This window comes from Nostoc sp., assembly GCF_036917235.1.
GTDB lineage: Bacteria > Cyanobacteriota > Cyanobacteriia > Cyanobacteriales > Nostocaceae > Nostoc.
On the sequence record NZ_JBALDU010000053.1, the window covers coordinates 1 to 20,941 of the forward strand.

Sequence of the window (20,941 nt, forward strand, 5' to 3'; positions counted from 1 at the left end):
ATTCTCAACACCATTGTGTTCAGTTTAACCATTGAGTTTTACCCACTTGACAAAACTCTAATTTTCTTAACTTGACACCAATGGCGAGACGCCCATCCCACAAGAGTAATTGATTTTTTCTTACTTAGTCCACGGAGGTGAACTAAGCTTTGTGTAGTAGCGAATTCTATTCGCCCAATCTTTTCTTACTTATCTGGCTGGCTAAAAAACCCTCTCTTGAAATTCACCCAAAAGACTGCCTTACAGTGCAGATTTGAGCAAAGCGATCGCTCGAACCCATAACATAATACTAATGGGCGCTCCAAGTAGAATACCAGCGATCGCCCAGCCTCTCTGATGGGCTTTGAATTGTTCAATACTGCGCCACTGCCTACTTTTCCAAGCCCATTCATTGCCTTTTGCACCAAGTGCGATCGCCATTACCCACCAAGCATTAGGTACAAAACAGAATAAACCATACCACACTTGATTCGGCCACATCCACAACCAAGGCATTAGAAAAGCGCCCCAATTCCAACCAAGAATTTCCTCTGGGACTGTTTCATTCTGATTACTTATGCCGCATCCAGAATTGTTGATTATTTCTTTTAGCGGCAAAAGCTGATTATTCTTTGCAGATTTGACAGTCAGTCCCGATTTGAGAGCATTCAGCGCTTGGGTGGCGCTAGTAAATCTTTGTTCGGGAGCAGGTTCTATCAACTTTTGTAGCCAACTGACAAAACTGGAACTCAAGTTAACTCGGTCTGTAAATTGCAGTCGCAAATCCTGTTGGGGTAAATCAGAGGGGGAAGTTCCAGTTAACAAATGAATTAAAGTTGCTCCCAGTGCATAGAGGTCTGAAGCCGGAACCGCTCGACCACCAAATTGTTCCATTGGGGCATAACCATAAGTACCGACAACGGTAAAAGTAACGCCCTCTCTTGCCGCTTTATCCTGAACTGCGCCAAAATCAACTAAATAAATCCGATTATCGTCGCCCCAGATTAAATTACTTGGTTTAATATCTCTATGCAACACTCCAGGATTCAACTCATGTAAATAGGTGAGAATATTTAAAACCTCAACAGCAATTTTTCTCGCTCGCTTTTCACTAAACCTTTTGCCAACAGCAAGTTTTTCCTTAAGCGACTCACCAGGAATATATTCTTGGATTAAGGCAAACCAGAGTGTGCGATCGTCGATACAAAAATAATCTATATATCGAGGGATGCGGGGATGGTTTAGCTGTTTAAGAATTTGTGCTTCCCTCTCAAAAAGTTTCAGGTCATCCCACTGCACAGTACCGCCAAAGGCCAAAAGTTTGACCACAACAGTCGAATTTTCGCCGTCAGAGGCTTGTAAATCCAATGCTTGCCAAGTTTGGCGAATTCCATTGTTGCCGAGTTGGCGCTGGATTTGATAACGATCTTGTAATATCTGTTCTGGTTGCAGCATCTTACACCTGCTGGCAGTTTACGCTGATCTGAATTCCCTTATATTTAAGGATAGTCATTATTTAGATAAACTGTGAGAGCATTAGAGGATGTCTGAAAAGTTTTTTTGTATACACTTAACCCTTGGAGATCCCCCTAAATCCCCCTTAAAAAGGGGGACTTTAAGACTTTTATTCCCCCCTTTTTAAGGGGGTTTAGGGGGGATCAACAAATATTTGATACTTCTCAGACATCCTCTTAGGTGCAGAATGTGAGTTTGTGGGTTACAGATAATTTTTGCGATAGTAAGCTTGATATTCCTCAGACAGCAGAGGTTCCCACCAATCACGATGATTGAGATACCATTCGACAGTTAAACGTAAACCCTCAGCAATTGTTACTGAAGGTGTCCAACCAAGCTGAGTTTTAATTTTGTTTGCATTAATTGCATATCTCCTGTCGTGTCCCTGTCTATCCTTAACAAAAGTAATCAACTGCTTGGCTGGATATACTGGTAAATCAGGTGCTAATTCATCCATCATCTGACACAAAAGTTGCACCAAGTTGAGATTTTCCACCTCATTGTTGCCGCCAATATTGTACGTTTCTCCTGGTTGACCATGATTGATTACTACATCTAAAGCACGGCAATGATCGCCCACATAAAGCCAATCCCGTACATTTTTACCATCACCATAAACAGGTAATGGTTTCCCAATTAAAGTGTTGATACACATCAGGGGAATTAGCTTTTCAGGAAACTGATAAGATCCATAATTATTAGAGCAATTTGTGATAATAGTTGGAAGGTGATAAGTATGATAATAAGCACGGACTAAATGATCGCTACCAGCTTTTGAAGCTGAATAGGGACTATTGGGAGCGTAGGGTGTCGTTTCACAAAAAGCTGCATCATCTGCACCCAAACTACCGTAGACTTCATCAGTAGAAACGTGTAGAAAACGATAATCAGATGGCTGTGCTTTCGTCTCCCAATGTTGCCGAAAAGCTTCCAGCAGCGTGAAAGTTCCGACTACATTAGTTTGCACAAAAGCAGCTGGGCCAAGGATCGAACGATCAACATGAGATTCAGCGGCAAAATGGGCAATGGTATCAATATTTTCCGTTGATAATAGCTCGTCTAAGATGGTGCGATCGCAAATATCCCCCAGCACAAACCGAAAATTCTCTCTTCCCTCAACCAGCGCTAAATTCAGACGATTCCCCGCGTAGGTAAGAGCATCTAACACCACTACGCGATCGCCTGGATAAACCTGACACCAATGATGGACAAAATTCGCCCCAATAAACCCCGCACCTCCAGTAACTAATAACCGCCGATTCATTCAATTTCCTCTCTTCTCTCTGTGTTCTCAGTGTCTCTGCGGTTCGTTTTTATAACTTAAAATATTTTTTCCTCAATTTACCATATATCTTCTGAGCAAGTAATTTCGCCATCCGTATTTTAGTCAAACTCTTAATATTAGATGGCTGCTGTCTCTTGTGATCAAAAAACTCATTTAACTCATCCAGAATAACTTGGAAACGCTTAATAATGTTTTCAGTCCGATGCTCAACCAAAAAATCTTCGGATAAGCTAAAAACTTCCGAAGATTCAATCACCTTTAGAATTCGTTGCACATCATACTCTTGAGAATATCCAGCAATTTTATAACAATTAAATCCAGGGTCTAAGTAATCAGCTAGTCCACCGTTGACACTAGAAAATACTTGGCAGCCACAGGCAAGAGCTTCCATTGGTTGTAAACCAAATCCTTCACTAACACGCTGTTGTGCCCAGTACTCAGCAGAATCATAGAGGTAAACCTTAGCTCGGTTGAAGAGTCCAGGTAAATCCTCTACATAAGAGTCAACAACCAATACTTTGCAACGTTTTTGCAACGCCGGAATCAATTCTTTAATTAAATATTCAGAAGACTTCCGAGCTTGAACCAAAACATCAATATCTCGTTCCAAACCTAAATTTTGAAACTCATCAGAAATTTGATTGGGCAAATAATAAATTAGAGAATTGGGTGATTTTTCTCCCCAATAACCCATTGTATAGCGGCTAACAGTCATTATTGGAATACTTGCAGGTAGTCTAAACGGATAACCTGGACTATGTGCATGGTAAACGACATTGTATTGTTTAAGTTTAGCTACGAGTTGAGGTATATGAAATCCCCAACTGATTACAAAAATTACATCATTTAAATTTTTCTCTTTTAGCAAATCATCAATAAAAAGCTTATCTTTCTCTCGTTGACGGTAAGTTACAACTTCAGCACTACAGAAATTCTGAGCTAGATTAAGCGCTTTTAACTCAGCCCAAAGACCACCACAGGCAAATTTGCTATCTGTACCGGGAAGTAAGAAGTAAAGTTTTCTCATAATTTTTTTAGGGGAGTAGGAAGTAGAGAGTGTGGGGAGATGTGGTAGACAAGAGAGAAAATTTTATCTTGTCCCCCTCATCTCTTCTTGCTCTCTTCATTCTTGCCAGCCCACTTTAACAAAATGTGCTTCACGCCCCCAAACATCTCGTGTACGGGTAATATTTTCAATTCCTAAGTTAAAAGGAATGGCAGTTGTTAGGTAACGCTGTGCCATAGAACCTAAATCAGGTGCGATTTCCGCGGCTGTCGTTGCCGCTAACCCCAAACCTATAAGTTGCTCGATTGGTCGAAATGGTAGCAATAGATGCACACCGACAGCTAGTCCAGCTGTTAAGAGCATTGCTACTGATAAATTTGTGCCACAACGGGGATGTACGGCCAAATCCCATTCTCCACTGGTAATCCGATGTCGAGCAAGTGTGACTGCACGCCGCAAATCACTAATATTTACCTCACCATAAAGGTAGAATCCCTGCTCAGTAGATAAACCGCCTAATAGTTCATTATCTAGTTGAACATTAGTGGATTCTGCTGGAGCAGAATAGGCGCTTTTTGATTCGCTAAGAACCCAAACAGTAGCATGTTCTAAAGCGTGAACCTGCCGCAGCATCAAAATTTCTTTCAACCCTGGAATAAACGATAGCTGTCTGAGTAAGTCGGCATCTTGTGTGGTTTGCGGAAAGTCTGAAGATTGCTCTTCCAGACTTGGAACCTTCTCAGATACAGGTATCGTAAAATCAAAGTTAAAAAATTCAAAGGGAGACGAGCTACCCTGAAAAGAAGCGGAAGTATTCATTGGAACACTACTCCCAAAGCCGATGGGGCAACATAGATTTCTTTCAAATGTAACGCTTACACCACTGAATTGTTGCTAATTTTTGTAGATGATTTTTAGTTAGGGGATTGGGCATTGGGCATTGTAGATGGTTCTCCCTATTCCCCAGTCCCCAGTCCCCAGTCCCCATTGCCCCTAATCCCCAGAGGGGACCCCGAGTTCCCCATTCCCCAGTCCTACATCTGTTCTGCTGAATAAGAAATTCTGATCTTTGATAGTTTCCGAGTCCGAGGGTCAGCTGGCTCCACTAACATAAACTCCGGCTGAGTGAAGGACTCGGAACTTTTGGTAGAGTGTTCACACTGAAAACTTAGGCGTAAGGAGGGGAACAATCAGTAAAACTTGAAATTGGCTTGTAATTTACCAGACCAAAGCAATTAAGCTTCTACTAGTAAATTGTTCATTCGATCTGGTTCGGTAGAGTACAGCAATTGACATCATTTAAACAGACTTTGCCCCACTGTAAAGCCCAGCGGACAAGAGCTACTCGATTATCTGTCTCAGTCTTCGTGAGAATATTACTGATATGGTTATCAACTGTACGCTTGCTAATCTCCAGTTTTCCTGCAATCTCTTGGTTAGTTAAGCCAGCGGCCACTAGGTCGATAATTTGCAGTTCTCTGTCTGACAGACTAACGGGGGTCTCAGACTTGCCACCAGCCATGACTATTTCTATCCTCCCTTGGTATATGTACTTAATCGCTCTTTCTAATTCTAGAAGATTCTTTTCTTGGTAGGGGTTTCAAGTGTTAGCAGTAATATGATTGTCAATATTTTCTTTGGATTTCAAGTTGGCAAAAATATAACCTACGAGACATTTTAAGTAATAAATATAGCCAATTTTGAGGTAGTTTTCATCTCAGCACTGAGATAAAATAAGCGGAGATTAGAAGCACCTACATGCTATAGGAGTAGTAAAAATTGCTATTTCATTCTATGAAGGACTGGCGACAGATTAGCAAAAACTATTGTAGATTTTATACTGTAAATTCCTAATCCCAAATCGAAATCTAAAATTGAAAATGAGATGAGCAATCCCCGTGTTTTGTGCCTTGGTGAAATTTTGTTTGATTGTTTAGCCGATCAATTGGGGCTAAAGCTGGAAGAAGTGAAATCTTGGACTCCTTACCCAGGAGGGGCACCAGCTAATGTAGCCTGTGCTTTAGTCAAGCTGGGAATGTCAGCGGGATTTATCGGAGCTGTTGGCGAAGATGAGCCAGGAAATGCACTGGTCAAGCTATTACAAGATGTAGGTGTAGAGACTACGGGAGTACAACGCCATCCCACAGCACCAACGCGGCAAGTTTATGTTACACGGGATCTGACTGGCGATCGCACCTTTGCCGGATTTGGTCAGTACGATACCGCAGAATTTGCCGATACTCGCCTGCAAGCTAAACAATTGTCAGATTCGCTGTTTCAACAGGCAGATTTTCTAGTTTTGGGTACTTTGGAATTAGCGTATCCTGAAAGTGAAGAGGCAATAAACCGCGCTCTAGAGTTAGCAGAACTTTACGACTTAAAAATTGTGCTGGATGTCAACTGGCGTCCTGTATTTTGGAAGGAGCCAAACATCGCCCATCAAAAAATTCCAGAATTAGTTAAGCGAGTCGATTTTCTCAAACTCTCCAAAGAAGAGGCTGAATGGCTATTTGAAACCGCAGATCCCGGAGCCATTACTTATCGTCTAGCTTCGATTGAGGGAGTATTGGTGACAGATGGGGAAAACGGCTGCACTTATTGTCTGGGTGAGAACGAAGGCAAATTACCCTCCTTTTCCATCCCTGTAGTTGATACAACTGGTGCAGGGGATAGCTTTTTAGCAGGATTCATCCACCAACTGGGTCAGTATGGTATCCATAGCTTGCGGGATGCAGAAACAGCAAAACGCATTGTTACTTATGCCAGTGCTGTTGGGGCACTAACTACTATTAAACCAGGTGCGATCGCTTCTCAACCTACTGCTGCTGAAGTCGAAGCTTTTCTAGCCACACATCAACTCTAGGAACTAGCATAAACTGGGATATCAGCCACCCCACCACAGGCTGATACTCCTGGCTAGAAAATGGACGAAAATCTTCATGCCATTGTGCCGTCATATTGCACAATAAACGCAGTTGGAGAGGTGTCGGTACTGGGTTAACGCGCTCAATTTTTACTTTTAGAAGTTCCGAATTATCCTCAGTGCATAAGAGCAATGCACTCAGATTAGATGGATTTTGAAATTTGTTATAAATACAGCAGAATTCAGAATTCAGGAGTAAAACACGCTTTATACCTGGGTAACAGACGAATCGTTATGTACCTCATTTTCCTTGAAATCTGCTGTATAACAGTTCACCCGTTTGTAATCGATTAATCCGTTCAGTTGCATAAACAAGAAGGTGTCGCAGTCTATTTGCAAAAAATATTAAATCTTTATACTTCTATTATCTGCATAAACAGTAATACTGATATTTATAAGTTAATGGAAAGTATAGATTAGCTTAAAGTATTGCTGAAGCATTATGAAAAACATTACAAAATGGCTTTTGGGCTTGGCGATTGTTCCTGCAAGTTTAGTATTGGCATCTAGTCATGCTAAAGCCAGTCAAATTGCTGGTGAGTGGTTCTTTGGTCTCTGGGATTGTAATATTGATGGTAGACCAGCCAAAATGCAGTGGAAAGTAGTCGATGATCCACAAACTAGTTGTAACGGTGATGTTTGCTCTACTACTTCTGGTGTCCGTCTCATCGGGCGGTTTAGTGATAACGGTAGTGGGTGGGTTCCTCTAGGAAAACGTTTTTCCAGCAGACAAAAACAGGATTTAGGTATTCGTTATTTAGGTGCAGAACAAGATAACTGGTATCTCAAATACAACAGTAGTACTAAAATAGCAGATGGTTGGACGACATGGCGGGGTAAGCGCTATCCACTACAATGTCGTAATCGCAGATAAACATTTGCCAAATTATGCAAAATATGTGAATAAGCGATCGCTAACTTTGAGTAATAAACACACCAGCACCACATTTTTATTTAACTTGACAGGCTAATCCTTTAGTTAGCCTGAGCTTGCTGCCATAGAGTATTAACAGTCACAAACTCATAACCTTGTTGTAGCAGTTGTGGAATGAGAATTTGAATTGTGGCAGCAACATCTTGTCCACCGCAAGCACCATCATGCAAAACAATTATTGAACCATTTTTCACCTGCTGCATAATTCGCTCTACCACGGTGGTTACGCCTGGTCGCACCCAGTCTTCTGGGACAACGCTCCACATAACTGGGCGGTAATTCCACTGAGAAAAAAATTTTAAAGTAGCAGGTGTAAAGAAACCATTAGGCGGGCGGACATCTTGCACTTGTTGAGGTTGCAGGTTGCAGGCATTGTAAATGGCAGCTTGGGTTTTTTCTAAACTGTCCTTCAGGTCATTTGGGGAAAGCATGGGAAAAGAGCGATGATCGTAGCCATGCAATCCGATCCAGTGTCCGCGATCGCTAACGGCTTTAGCAATGGCTGGTGAACGGTTGACGCAAACACCCAACCAAAAAAAACTCGCTGTAATCTTGTAACGATCTAACACTGCCAAGACTTCGGGCGTGTATTGTGGATGTGGCCCATCATCAAATGTGAGTGCGATCGCTTTAGCATGAGAATTTCCAGTCCAAAGACAGTTGGGAAAACTCGGCTGGAGAATGCGGTAGAAAATTGGGAACAGGGGAGCTAGTTGCATTTTGCGTTTATCTACTTTGTAACAAAATTTGTAACAGCAATACTATTTGAGCTATTACTCGTCTAGATTGATGAGAAATCTAAGGGTAATCCCTGAATTAAGGGTTGATGTTACTAAAAGATATACGAGATTATCAGATTTTATTTTTGGGCTTATTCCTAGTCTTGGGAATCGGTACACGAGATTGGACGCTGCAACCAGAGTTAATTGGGGTAGCGATCGCCACAAGTCTAGCAACTCAATGGATCTTGTCATGGTTAGCAGGGAAAGAACAAGTAACGAATCTTCGTAGTGCTTTAATTACCTCACTGGGACTCAGTTTACTGTTGCGGGCTGACCACTGGACGACAATGGCAATAGCCGCAGTTCTTGCGATCGCCAGTAAATTTATCTTCCAATTCGGCGATAAGCATTTCTTTAATCCCGCCAATTTTGGCATCATATCTGCCTTGATTCTCACCCCCGATGCTTGGGTTTCACCGGGACAATGGGGTGAAGAGTGGTGGTATGGGCTATTATTTCTCGGTACTGGCGGCATGATTTTGCAGCGCGTTGGTCGCTGGGACACCACAGCAGCTTTTTTGGGTTCTTACTCTTTACTGGAAGCCATTCGTAATCTCTGGCTGGGTTGGACTTGGGATGTTTACTGGCATCGATTGATGAGTGGATCTTTGCTGCTGTTCGCCCTATTTATGATTACAGATCCGCGATCGATTCCCAATTCCCGAATTGGGCGTATAGTTTGGGCAATTTGTATCGCTGGATTAACTTTTATCCTGCGAAATTATTTCTTTGTTTCCACAGCAGTTTTCTGGGCGCTGTTTGCCCTTGCACCGTTGAGCATCTTGCTAGATGGTTTCTGGTTAGCCCCAAGGTTTATTTGGCAACAGAAAGATGAGGAAGCAGGGGTAGAACTCCTAACTCCTAACTCAGCACTCAGCACTAAAAAAGTAGAGGTATAAAATGAAGTTTTTTCGACTTTTAACACCATTATTGTTAGCAATTGTAGCTGTTTTGTGCTTTGCCCCCGCAGCTTGGGCATTTTGTGGATTTTATGTAGCCAAGGCTGATACAAAACTGTATAACAAAGCTTCTCAGGTGGCGATCGCGCGGGATGGCGATCGCACTATCATGACAATGGCAAACGATTTTCAAGGCGAAGTCAAAGATTTTGCAATGGTAGTACCAGTGCCAACGGTGCTGCAAAAAGAACAAGTTCGCGTCACTGAACCCAAGATTATCGAGCGGCTAGATGCTTTTAGTGCGCCGCGATTGGTAGAATATTTTGACCCAGATCCTTGTGCCCCAGTTTACGATAGGGAGTTATCAGTAGCACCAGCACCAGCAGCAGCGAGAAGTGAGGCGGGGAGTGCAAGGGGCGATGCTAGTTTGGGTGTGACGGTTGAAGCACGTTTTAACGTTGGCGAATACGACATTTTGATCCTCAGTGCGAAAGAATCTGGTGGATTGGAAACTTGGCTAAAACGCAATGGCTACAAAATCCCCAGAGGTGCGAAACAGTTACTTCAGCCTTACATTCGCTCCTCAATGAAATTCTTTGTTGCTAAAGTCAACTTGGATAAATTCGAGCAATCTGGCTACCAGTTCCTCCGTCCGTTACAAATTTCCTACCAATCACCTAAATTCATGCTGCCAATTCGTTTGGGCATGATCAATGCTAAGACAGAGCAGGATTTAATTGTCTACATTCTCTCGCCCCAAGGACAGGCAGAAATCACTAACTATCGGACGGTAAAAATTCCCTCCGACGCGAACATTCCCTTATTTGTCAAAGATGAATTTGGTGAATTCTACAAATCCATGTTTCAAACTATCTACACCAAAGAAGACAGGAAAGTTGGTTTTTTAGAATACGCTTGGGATATGGGTAGTTGCGATCCTTGTTCTGCCGAACCCCTGACTCCAGAAGAACTCAAGCAAGCAGGTGTATTTTGGCTAGATGATAATTCTACAAGTAATGTGCCAGTATCCCCCAGCTTTCGTCGTTCCTCTCCTAGAAGTAACGTTTTTATCTCTCGATTGCATATTCGCTATACCCGCGACAAATTCCCTGAAGACTTGATATTTCAACAAACTGCCAACAGTGAATCTTTTCAAGGACGCTATGTTTTACAACATCCGTTCCAAGGGGAACTCAAGTGTCAGGCTGGTAGACAATATAAACAGTCTTTACCCAAACGTTTTGAACAAGAGGCGCAAACTCTAGCTAAACTAACCAACTGGAAAATCCAAGATATTCGCAACAAAATGAAATTGAGTGTAGGTAATCTGAGATATTCTTGGTGGGAAAATGTCCTATCCTGGCTGGGATTGTATTGAGGAGATTGGGGAATCGCCACGACTCTAAACGGACGCAGAGGAATTGTCAGACTACGACTGTAGCAGAATCCGTTGAAGCGTCAAGAATCACCGAGGCTTCAGTCCGGTGAGTATTTCAAGAAAGGTAATTCTTTCGGGTGTTGTTATACGCAATACTAAGATATTCTTGCTTTCTTCGCCAAGATTGTCATGGTTCAATTCGATGAACAGCTACGCCGCTTAGTTACAGAAGCCTGTGGACACCAACCTGGAAGCCCTCAGCGTCAGAAGCTGCTCACGCAAATTATTCGCTTGACAGCAAGTAGACTCTGGAGGGAAACTACTCCCTACTATCAAGACGCACTACAACAAACTTGGTTGTATTTCTGTCGCAATGTTTGTGAAGGTTTGACAGGTCAAATCTACGATCCAAATTATGGCAGTGTGATCACCTGGCTGAATGCTTACCTAAAACGGAGACTACAAGACTTTTACCTTAAGCAGAACCGAGAACAAGCCACAACAGTCCCTTTGAGAATTCGTCAGTCTACATCTGGTGGAACAAGTGAAACCATCGATCCTGTAGATAATCTACCGGCTAGCCCCCAAGCACCTCCGATTTTGGAAGAGTTGGAGATATGGGCGAAGACAGATTCGGATGGGGAACTGCGCGGTACTTACATTAAAGGGCGTCCAGATGTGAATTGTCAGGTGTTAATTCTCAAACGCTTACCCCCAGAAGTTAGCTGGAAAGATTTATCTGAGGAATTTAAGTTGTCAATTCCGACATTAAGCAGTTTTTATCAACGCCAATGTTTACCGCGTTTGCGTAAGTTTGCAGAATTGGAGGGATTATTATGATCGGTACTGTTTCGGTGGGTTTTTGGTTAAGGTTAGCGATCGCCTTTTAACCTAGTTCAGCAGAAGTCCTACATCTGACCTGTACTCAGGCAGTGTAGGATGCCAGTCGCCTGCGATGGGAAACCCGTCTACAGCGCTGGCTCATGAATGCGCGTGAGTGAGGAATTGACCAACAAACGAAATTGAACACAGTTCAATCAGGATCGTTGGTCGTTGGCGAAGCCTCTCGAAGAGATGACGAACGAACATTTTTTATTTCTGGCAATGAATCTATCCAATCTTCTATCAGTCTAGTCATTGATTGTTCTTTAGTTTCTGCAAAAAGCTTCAACTTATTCAATCTGCGCGGTGTTGTTCTTATTCTTATATATTCACTTTTCATACTGTATCCTATTTGTTTCCTCTATATGCTACTATATAAATAGGTCGTAAAACAAATAAAACAACATGAGAAAGAACATCCTATCAATACCGATTAAAGCCTAACAAGAAGCAGATAAAAATAATTGATAACACACTAGATATGTTGCGTTGCCAATATAATTATCAGCTTGGACAAAGGTTCGAGTGGTTTGAGCAACGATTTTGCTCAAGGGACAGATGCTCACTTGTTGTTTGTCATATCCCAGAACTAAAGGATAAGCCGAATAGATTTAGTCAACAAGCAACTCTAACCCAACTTAAAAAAGACCGTCCTTGGTACAAAAGTATTCACTCTCAAGTATTACAAGAAGTACCAAAAAAAGTAGAGCTAGCTTTTGACCGTTGGTTAAAAGGAGATGTTAATGGAAAACGTAGTGGTAAGCCGAGATTCAAAGCCAAAGGTCAATACAAGACTTTCACCTATCCACAATTCAAGAAAGAACATTTTGCTAATGATAAAATAACACTGTCAAAGATAGGTACTGTCAAAGTAATCGTTCATCGTCAAATACCAGATGGTTTTGATATTAAAACCGTATCTATTACCAAAAAATCAGACGGTTATTATGTTACTTTGAGCTTAGAAGATAAGACAGTTCCAACAATCAAGCCTGATTTTGATATCAATAATATTGTTGGCATTGACGTAGCATTGATTGATTTTATTGTTACTTCTGATGATGAAAGAATTTCTGCACCAAAGTTTTTACGCAAAGCTGAACGTAAATTAAAGTCGGCACAACGTCGTATCTCTCGTAGAAAAAAAGGTTCTAACCGTCGTAAGAAAGCAATTGTAGAATTAGGTAAACAACATAAAAAAGTAGCTGATACTCGAAAAGACTTTCATTTCAAAATTGCTAATACTCTACTCAAAAAATATGATGTTATCGCAGTAGAAAAATTAAATATTAAAGGACTCGCTAAAATAAGACTAGCTAAAAGTATAAATGATGCTGGTTGGGGACAATTTATAAGCATACTTTCAAACAAAGCCGAGAATGCTGGTTTGAAGGTTGTAGCTATAAATACAAACGGTACTAGTCAAGAATGTTCTAGCTGTGGTACTAAAGTAAAGAAGCCTTTATCCCAAAGAATGCACAATTGCGCTAATTGTAAGGTCAGTTTGTGTAGAGATTTGAACGCAAGTTTGAATATAAAAGCGCGTGGGACACACGCCTTAAAAGCTCAGATTATGTCTTCAATGAAGAGTCTCTGAGAAGCTCACGCTTACCTGTACTCAGGAAGCGTGAGTATGTCACCTATAGCTAATCAAGTTTCACTGCGATCGCCATAAATAAGAAAATTGTGGAAGCTCAAAGATTGGTGAGGGATGGGAATGTTAACATTACCCTGTTAGCCTACAGTTCATCCTATGTGTTTCTGGTTATCACCTACCTCTCATCATGCTTATGGCTAAAACAACTAGGATTTTTGGCGCGAATTTTCTAAAGTTTAAAACCAGGAGTCGGGAAACGGCAAGGACGCGCTGGCTCACCCCCCTAGCTCAGTGTTTACGTTTGCCTTTGTACTTCCTGGTCGCTTTGCTATGCATTGTCGGTTCACCAGTGCTAGCAAAAGTTCCTAGCTCAATCAATTCTTTATCCCAATTGCCAATAAATAGTCTAACATCGCTGACTGTGCCCACTGATGCCGCTTCACTCCTACAACAGGGCAAAGTTTTATACAGTAATGGCAACTTTGCCAAAGCTGTAGAAGTGTTACAGCAGGCTGTCCAAATATATAAGCAGCAAGGGGAGAGCCTTAGACTAGCAGCCACATTGAGTAATCTTTCTTTAGCTTACCAACAACTCGGTGCATGGAGTCAGGCGCAGCAGACAATTACAGAAAGCTTAAATTTACTCAAAGGACTGGATAAAAACCAAAATTTGACAATATTTGCCCAATCATTAGATATTCAAGGTCGTCTGCAATTGGCAATGGGACAGTCCGAGGCGGCTTTGGCAACTTGGCAGCAGACAGAAGAAATTTACAAACAAGCAGATAATCAAAATGGCGTGGTGCGATCGCTAATCAATCAAGCACAGGCCTGGCGCACCCAAGGATTTTACCCACGAGCGTTCAAAACACTCGCTCGAATAAGTCAGACGTTAAAATCTCAACCAGATTCTATAGAAAAAACAGTGAGTTTGCGATCGCTCGGTGATGCCCTTTTGGTATTGGGCGATTTGAAAAAGTCACGCAAAGCGCTAGAAGAAAGTCTGATAATTGCTCAAAATCTCCGATCAAGCGCTGATATTGCGGCTAGTCTGTTCAGCTTGGGGAATAATGCCCGTAAACAAAACCAAAAGGAACAGGCGATCGCCTATTATCAACAAACAGTCGCAGTATCTCCCTCACCCCTCACAAAAGTTCAAGCGCAACTCAATCACCTGGGACTACTAATTAAAGATAGGGAATGGGCAAAGGTTCAAACTATTTTGCCGTCGATTGAGTCCCACTTCAAGCAACTCTCTCTCAGCCGTGCGAGTATTTACGCTCAGGTTAATTTTTCACAAAGTTTGGCAAAAGTCAAGAGTGGTGTGCTGCAAGCATCCAGCCATAATTTTTACTCAGGATTAAGTACAAAAGACTCAGCAAAATTACTCGCTAGCGCCATCCAGCAATCTCGTAGTTTAGGAGACAAGCGGGCAGAGGCTTATGCTCTGAAGAGTTTAGGCGGCTTGTATGAAGAAACCAGACAGTGGTCAGAAGCGCAAGATTTGACCAGACAAGGATTAGCTTTGGCACAGAGTAGCAATGCACCAGAAATTACCTATAGCTTGGAGTGGCAGTTAGGTAGATTGCTTTGGGCACAAAAAGATATTAATGGTGCGATCGCCGCTTATGATGCTGCTGTAGACACTCTTGAGTCTCTCCGCAGAGATTTAGTAGTCAATAAAGATATAGTGAACCAGGATGTGCAATTTGACTTTCGGGACAGCGTAGAACCCGTCTACCGCCAGTCAGTAGAGTTACTGCTGCAATCTCAAAAAGGAAAACCAAATGAAAAAATATTGGAGAAAGCACGCGAGCGAATTGAAGCACTCCAACTAGCCGAATTAGACGACTTCTTTCAGGAAGCTTGTCTGCAAGGTCAGAAAGTAGCCCTAGATCGAGTAGTAGACAAAGATAATTCCAAGGCTGCCATCCTTTATCCAATTATTCTTCGCGACGAAATCCAGGTAATTGTCAAAATTCCTAAACAATCTCTGCAAAGCTACAGTACCAAGATTTCCCAAGGAGAAGTAGAGAAACTCTTAATAGAACTGCGAAGAAATCTTGTCGATCCAACTGCTACTAAGATCGTCCAAACCCAATCGCAAAAAGTTTACAACTGGCTGCTTAAACCCATTGAGTCACAATTACAACAAAGTCGCGTCGATACGTTAGTGTTCGTCCTAGATGGGCCATTACGCAATTTACCAATGGCAGCTCTCTACGATGGTAAACAATATTTAGTAGAGAAATACGCGATCGCCCTGAGTGTCGGTCTACAACTCCTCGACCCGAAACCGCTGGTAAAACAGCAGCTGAGAGCGCTAACCGCAGGACTAACTCAGCCGCCGCCAGGATTTCCCAAGTTTGCACCATTGCTGGCGATCAAATCTGAATTTGACGGTATTGCGAAAGCAGGAGTTTCGACAACCAGCCTATTGGATGGAGATTTTAAGAAAAAGAATTTGGAAAGTGAAATTGGTGGTGCTTCATTCAACATAGTGCATTTAGCAACCCACGGTCAGTTTAGTTCCCGCCTTGAAGACACGTTTATTTTAGATTTCGATGGTCAGATCAATGTCAAAGATTTTGATACTCTCTTCCGCAGTCAGAGTAAAACCCTAGTAGAATTATTGGTTTTGAGTGCTTGTCAGACAGCAACAGGAGACAGCCGTGCAGCACTCGGTCTAGCAGGAGCAGCTGTCCGAGCTGGGGCACGTAGTACCATCGCTTCCCTGTGGCAAATTGATGATGAATCAACAGCAATGTTTGTTAGTGCCTTCTATCGAGAACTCAAGACTGGCAAAATCACCAAAGCCGAAGCAGTCCATCGTGCCCAACTACAACTGCTGAAACATCCCAACTACAGAGCGCCAAGCTTTTGGTCTGCCTATGTATTAATTGGTAATTGGTTGTGATTTAGGGAGCCAATTTTCGTAATCGATGGCTCAAATTGTCCGCCCAAAATTTGACAACCTATCTGCTAGTTGATAAGCCGCTTTTAGCAGCTTGAAGCTATCCTTATAGAAGTATAAATACTCAAAATCTCTATTTCCCAGATCATTGCAATATACAATCTTTTAATTTTATGGGATATTTTTACCTAATCCCCAGTCCCCAATTTTCTTTTTCCAGTATTCAGTTTTGTGGCATAAATTTATTGAATGCGGGTGATATATACATAGCAGCATTGATCCCTAGAAATTGACTTATGAATAACTCCACCTATCAGCTAGATGATTTCGCTTTAACATTGCCGATTTCCCAAACAGCCCGCATAACTGCCCAGCAATTTGCTAACCAGCAACCAAATCTTGAAAAAGCAGAGCAAGTCCGGCTGAATACTTTAGCTGTATGGGTGGTGAATGACTACTTGCAGATGATGGATATTCCTACCGATCTTCAAGCTAGTGACAGTTGGAACCCCATCATGCGCCTTTCTGGGGATGTTGCTGATTTAGAAGTGCCCTCAATTGGCCGTCTGGAGTGTCGCCCTGTCCATCTGCATCAGCAAATATGTTTTATTCCTCCAGAAACTTGGGAAGAACGGGTGGGTTATTTAATAGTTCAATTTGATGAATCGCTCGAAGAAGCAAGGCTGCTTGGTTTTATGCCTACTGTAGCAACTGAAACAGTTCCTTTAGCGCAACTACAACCATTGGAAGCGTTTATTGACCACATCTGGGAACTGCGTCAATCCCCACTTAATTCATTAGTGAATTTGAGTCAATGGTTTGCTGGTATATTTGAGACGGGTTGGGAGACTATTGAATCGCTGTGGAACGTGCCGGAACTCAGGACAACTTATGCCTTTCGCAGTGTTGAAACTTTGGAATTAGATACCCTCAAACAACCAGAATCAATTACTAAACGGGCAAAAGTGATTGATTTAGGTATCCAAATCCACAACCAACCTGTGATGTTGATTGTGGAAATCAGCCCCGAAAAAGATCGACAAACTAGTATTCATCTGCAATTGCACGCCACTGGAAATCAAATCTACTTGCCACCAGGAGTTCATCTCACTGTTATAGATAGTTCAGGAGCAATATTTCTCGATGCTCAATCTAGAAAATTAGACAACTACATTCAGTTGCAGTTTCGTGGTGAACCCACAGAGCAATTTAGTGTTAGGGTAGCCTTGGATAATACCAGTATTACCGAATATTTCCGAATTTGAAATATGTAGCTATCTTCCTTTTTTCTCGGTAATTTATTAAGTGATAATTCATTAATTGAAAATTAAAAATTAAAAATCCAAGCCAGCTTTTGGGGATTTTGAAAAAAATCTGTAGACGCTTGCGATCGGACATGAGAACAGGGCACGATCTTGCATGGGGAAATAGCGACGGTTATGCGTAAATTAGTGGCGATCAAATTTGGAGAGGGTAGTTTTGAGCAGGGGTTTGCTGTCACCCTCCAAATTGGTGAAGAACACGAGCGTGCTACAACCGAAATCACCGGGAGGCTCCCTTCATTCCCGGAAATGCCGCTCTATTATAGTCATTGGCAGTCTAGTTATCGGCAGATAGGCAATCGTTATCGCCTCCATGCTGACAAAATGCAGGTGACGAATGTATCGATGGTGCAAGACTGCGAAAACGCTTCTCATATTTTGCGGGCACGCTTTAATACCTGGCTGCGAGCAGAGGAGTTTCGCCCGTTGAGAGAAAAATGGTTAGAAAGATTATCGTCCAGCGACGAAATACGGGTGATTCTGCAAACAGAAAATATCCAATTGCAGCTATTACCCTGGCATCTGTGGGACTTATTAGAACCCTATCCCAAAGCGGAAATTGCCCTTTCTTCACCATCTTACGATCGCATTCACAAGCCACGCACTCTCAATCAATTAGTCAATATTTTGGCAATTGTGGGCAATAGTAAAGGGATTGACACCCAAGCCGATCGAGCTTTACTGCAACAGTGTAGTAACGCAGAGGTGAGCTTTTTGGTAGAACCACAACGTAAGGAACTGACTGAGCATCTCTGGGGAAAAAACTGGGATATTCTTTTCTTTGCTGGACACAGTTCTAGTAACAAAAATGGAGAAAGCGGACGAATTTACCTGAATAGAACTGATAGTCTTACCATTGGCGAGTTGAAGTACGCTCTTAAAAAAGCCATTGAAAACGGTTTGCAATTAGCTATATTCAACTCCTGTGATGGATTGGGGTTGGCGCGAGAATTGGCTGATTTGCAAATTCCTCAAATAATTGTCATGCGCGAACCCGTCCCAGATCAGGTGGCGAAGGAGTTTTTAAAATATTTTCTCCAAGGCTTTGCCGGTGGCGAGTCTTTATATCAAGCGGTACGCCAAGCGCGGGAACGCTTGCAAGGACTTGAAGATAGATTTCCTTGTGCGACTTGGCTACCAGTAATTTGTCAAAATCCGGCGCAGATACCACCGACTTGGGATCAATTAAGGTCTACAAAATCTGAAGGTGAAGAGCAAGCAAGTTTACCTTTGTCTAACAGACGCAAATTTAAGAGAACTGTATTATCCAGCTTGGCAGTTACAGCTTTGGTTTTTGGCGTGAGATTGGTGGGATTGCTAGAAAATCCAGAGATTCAAGCCTTTGACCTGATGATGCGATCGCGCCCTGCCGAAGGTCTCGATCCCCGACTGTTGATTATCACAATTGACGATGACGATTTAGCAATTCAAAGACAAAATGGCGAGTCCTTGATCGGAGCTTCTATTTCTGAAAAATCTCTCAATAAACTCTTAGCAAAACTGAATCAATACCAACCCCGCGCGATCGGCTTGGATATCTACCGTGATTTTCAGGCCAAAGAGCCAGATTTAATTACTCGTCTCCAGCAAACTCAGAACTTGGTTGGCGTATGCAAGGGGAGCGATCGCACAGGAAATATCAAAGGCATTAAGCCGCCACCAGAAATCCCTCCAGCAAATCTGGGATTTAGTGATTTTATTCACGATCGCGATGGAGTTATTCGTCGGCATCTTCTGTTCATGAATCAGGAGACGACATCATTGTGTTCTGCTCCATATTCCTTCAGTTTACAACTAGCATCCCTTTATCTGCACCCTTTAGGAATTCAAACAAAGTTCACCCCTGAAGGAAATTTGCAGTTGGGTAAGACTATTTTTCCGAATCTGAAATCTCGTACTGGTGGCTATCAAAATATTGATGCTAATGGCGGTCAAATCTTACTCAACTATCGTTCTTCAAAAGAAATAGCCGAACAGGTAAAGCTAACACAATTTTTATCTAGTCCAATTAACCCCAACGCCATCAAAAACCGGATTGTTCTCATTGGTGTGACTGCAAAGGGAGATTCTCCAGACACCTGGCCTACACCTTATGGCATTCCTTTAGATGAGCAAATGCCAGGAGTACTTGTACAAGCTCAGATGGTCAGCCAGATCCTTGGTGCAGTCCAAGATGGGCGGCCTTTGCTGCACGCTTGGTTATGGTGGGCGGAGGTCGCCTGGATTTGGGGCTGGTCTTTGATTGGGGGAGTCCTAGCTTGGCGCAGACTTTCCTTACCCTGGTTGGCGTTAGCAATCGGTGTTACTTCTAGCGTTTTGTATGTAGTTTGTTTTAGTCTGTTAATTTCGGGTGCTTGGGTGCCTTTCGTACCGTCGGCTTTATCGCTTGTAGTTATGGCGAGTTTGATGTCAATTTATAATCATTCAAAAACAAAAGTGCGAGTGGGGAATGGGGAAGAAGCAAGGGAGCAGGGAGCAGGGGGCAGGGGAGCAGGGGAGAAGTTGCAGTAAGTTTTTCCCTTTGCCCCTCTGCCTCTTTTCAATGCCCAATCTAAAATCTAAAATCCTATGAGGTCAGGTTTCTATGAATTCAAATTCACAACCGATAAAACTGTTTTTAGTAGTAGCTTTTAGCTGTACAAGTTTATTAGCTAGTCTGACTCCAGTACTAGCAAAACCAACCCCTAATAGCTCTGATGCTAAAACGATCCTTGCTCAAGCCAAAACCTTTGATCAACCTCCAATTCCAGCTGGCTCCCCTCCTGGAGGTCGCGTTCGTGGTGGAGCGAAGCGCGGGGAACCTGGATGTCCTACAACTAAAATTGACTTAACTGCTTTAGTGCCCTTTACTCAGGAAGCTAACTCGGTGATTAATGTCTGGGGACAAACAACAGTAGAACATCCAAGTTGGTATTTTTATGTGCCATATACCAAAGATTCGCCATATACAGTTGAATTTGTACTGCAAGATTCAGACGCTAACGAAGTATACAAAAAAGCGATCGCTTTATCGGATAAGCCAGGAGTCATCCGCGTTTCTTTGCCTAGCACTGCTCCCGGTTTAGCAGTAGACAAACAATACCGTTGGTTTTTCACCATTAACTGTGACCAGGAAAAGAATGCTCCCCCAACTTTTGTTGAAGGGGTAATAAAACGAGTTAATCTGAGTCAACCAATAGTCAAAGAAATAGAAACAGCAGAACCTATAAAACGCTATGCTATCTATGCCCAAAATGGGATATGGTACGAGGCACTGACGACGTTAGCTGAACTGCGTCAAAAAAATCCTCAAGATGCAGCCCTGAAAGCAGAGTGGCGAAATTTGTTAGGCAGCATCCGCTTAAATGATGTTGCCGGAGAACCGATTCTTTCAGGAACACCTTAAACTAGGAAAAATTTTCAGTTAATACCAATTTGAAAAAAGAATCCAACAAATAGACCATTTGTAGAGACGCGATTCATGAGCAAGCGCGTTGCGGGGGTTCCCCCCGTTGTAGCGACTGGCGTCGCGTCTCTACGTAAGGA

Annotated in this window: 17 protein-coding genes; 10 read left to right on the forward strand and 7 right to left on the reverse strand. The window is 42.5% G+C overall.

Going from position 1 to position 20,941, the window contains the following annotated elements; all coding sequences use genetic code 11:
* Positions 1–240 precede the first annotated feature (240 nt).
* From V7K44_RS16370 to V7K44_RS16390, 5 genes are all read right to left on the reverse strand, one after another.
* Positions 241–1,434: a serine/threonine protein kinase gene (locus V7K44_RS16370; protein ID WP_334933004.1), complete on the reverse strand. Its 1,194-nt coding sequence runs from the start codon at positions 1,432–1,434 to the stop codon at positions 241–243.
* 262 nt (positions 1,435–1,696) lie between these two features.
* Positions 1,697–2,758, reverse strand: a complete 1,062-nt coding sequence (gene rfbB / locus V7K44_RS16375; RefSeq protein WP_334933005.1) for a dTDP-glucose 4,6-dehydratase — start codon at positions 2,756–2,758, stop codon at positions 1,697–1,699.
* 49 nt (positions 2,759–2,807) lie between these two features.
* Positions 2,808–3,806, reverse strand: coding sequence for a glycosyltransferase (locus tag V7K44_RS16380; protein WP_334933006.1), 999 nt, complete (start codon positions 3,804–3,806; stop codon positions 2,808–2,810).
* 96 nt (positions 3,807–3,902) lie between these two features.
* Positions 3,903–4,604, reverse strand: a complete 702-nt coding sequence (locus V7K44_RS16385; protein WP_334933007.1) for a DUF6391 domain-containing protein — start codon at positions 4,602–4,604, stop codon at positions 3,903–3,905.
* A gap of 439 nt (positions 4,605–5,043) precedes the next feature.
* On the reverse strand, positions 5,044–5,307 hold the full coding sequence (locus tag V7K44_RS16390; protein ID WP_099103136.1) for a helix-turn-helix domain-containing protein: 264 nt from the start codon (positions 5,305–5,307) through the stop codon (positions 5,044–5,046).
* A 363-nt stretch (positions 5,308–5,670) separates the two neighbouring features.
* Between V7K44_RS16390 and V7K44_RS16395 the strand changes: the two genes are divergently transcribed.
* Positions 5,671–6,648 carry a carbohydrate kinase family protein gene (locus tag V7K44_RS16395; protein ID WP_334933008.1) on the forward strand — a complete coding sequence of 326 codons (978 nt, stop codon included), beginning with the start codon at positions 5,671–5,673 and terminating at the stop codon, positions 6,646–6,648.
* Here V7K44_RS16395 and V7K44_RS16400 read toward each other — a convergent pair.
* Positions 6,602–6,841, reverse strand: coding sequence for a hypothetical protein (locus V7K44_RS16400; protein ID WP_334933009.1), 240 nt, complete (start codon positions 6,839–6,841; stop codon positions 6,602–6,604). The two genes, V7K44_RS16395 and V7K44_RS16400, sit on opposite strands and share 47 nt — an antisense overlap.
* Before the next feature lie 309 nt (positions 6,842–7,150).
* Here V7K44_RS16400 and V7K44_RS16405 point away from each other — a divergent pair, with 309 nt between their 5' ends.
* Positions 7,151–7,582 (forward strand): DUF6006 family protein, encoded by a 432-nt coding sequence (locus V7K44_RS16405; protein ID WP_334933010.1) that lies wholly within the window; start codon positions 7,151–7,153, stop codon positions 7,580–7,582.
* 101 nt (positions 7,583–7,683) lie between these two features.
* Here V7K44_RS16405 and V7K44_RS16410 read toward each other — a convergent pair whose 3' ends face one another.
* Positions 7,684–8,361, reverse strand: a complete 678-nt coding sequence (locus tag V7K44_RS16410; protein WP_334933011.1) for a polysaccharide deacetylase family protein — start codon at positions 8,359–8,361, stop codon at positions 7,684–7,686.
* Between the two features lie 107 nt (positions 8,362–8,468).
* Between V7K44_RS16410 and V7K44_RS16415 the strand changes: the two genes are divergently transcribed.
* The 8 genes from V7K44_RS16415 to V7K44_RS16450 all read left to right on the forward strand — a co-directional run bounded on the left by V7K44_RS16415 (position 8,469) and on the right by V7K44_RS16450 (position 20,801).
* Positions 8,469–9,323 (forward strand): RnfABCDGE type electron transport complex subunit D, encoded by an 855-nt coding sequence (locus tag V7K44_RS16415; RefSeq protein ID WP_334933012.1) that lies wholly within the window; start codon positions 8,469–8,471, stop codon positions 9,321–9,323.
* A 1-nt stretch (position 9,324) separates the two neighbouring features.
* On the forward strand, positions 9,325–10,701 hold the full coding sequence (locus V7K44_RS16420) for a DUF2330 domain-containing protein (RefSeq protein ID WP_334933013.1): 1,377 nt from the start codon (positions 9,325–9,327) through the stop codon (positions 10,699–10,701).
* A 189-nt stretch (positions 10,702–10,890) separates the two neighbouring features.
* Positions 10,891–11,541, forward strand: coding sequence for a sigma-70 family RNA polymerase sigma factor (locus V7K44_RS16425; protein ID WP_334933014.1), 651 nt, complete (start codon positions 10,891–10,893; stop codon positions 11,539–11,541).
* Between the two features lie 496 nt (positions 11,542–12,037).
* A complete protein-coding gene (locus V7K44_RS16430) occupies positions 12,038–13,180 on the forward strand; it encodes an RNA-guided endonuclease InsQ/TnpB family protein (protein ID WP_334933110.1) in 1,143 nt (380 codons plus the stop codon).
* A gap of 187 nt (positions 13,181–13,367) precedes the next feature.
* A complete protein-coding gene (locus tag V7K44_RS16435) occupies positions 13,368–16,097 on the forward strand; it encodes a CHAT domain-containing protein (RefSeq protein ID WP_442940698.1) in 2,730 nt (909 codons plus the stop codon).
* Positions 16,098–16,390: 293 nt separating this feature from the next.
* On the forward strand, positions 16,391–17,359 hold the full coding sequence (locus V7K44_RS16440) for a DUF1822 family protein (RefSeq protein WP_334933016.1): 969 nt from the start codon (positions 16,391–16,393) through the stop codon (positions 17,357–17,359).
* A gap of 174 nt (positions 17,360–17,533) precedes the next feature.
* Positions 17,534–19,927, forward strand: a complete 2,394-nt coding sequence (locus tag V7K44_RS16445) for a CHASE2 domain-containing protein (protein WP_334933017.1) — start codon at positions 17,534–17,536, stop codon at positions 19,925–19,927.
* A 73-nt stretch (positions 19,928–20,000) separates the two neighbouring features.
* Positions 20,001–20,801: a DUF928 domain-containing protein gene (locus V7K44_RS16450; protein ID WP_334933018.1), complete on the forward strand. Its 801-nt coding sequence runs from the start codon at positions 20,001–20,003 to the stop codon at positions 20,799–20,801.
* Positions 20,802–20,941: the final 140 nt, after the last annotated feature.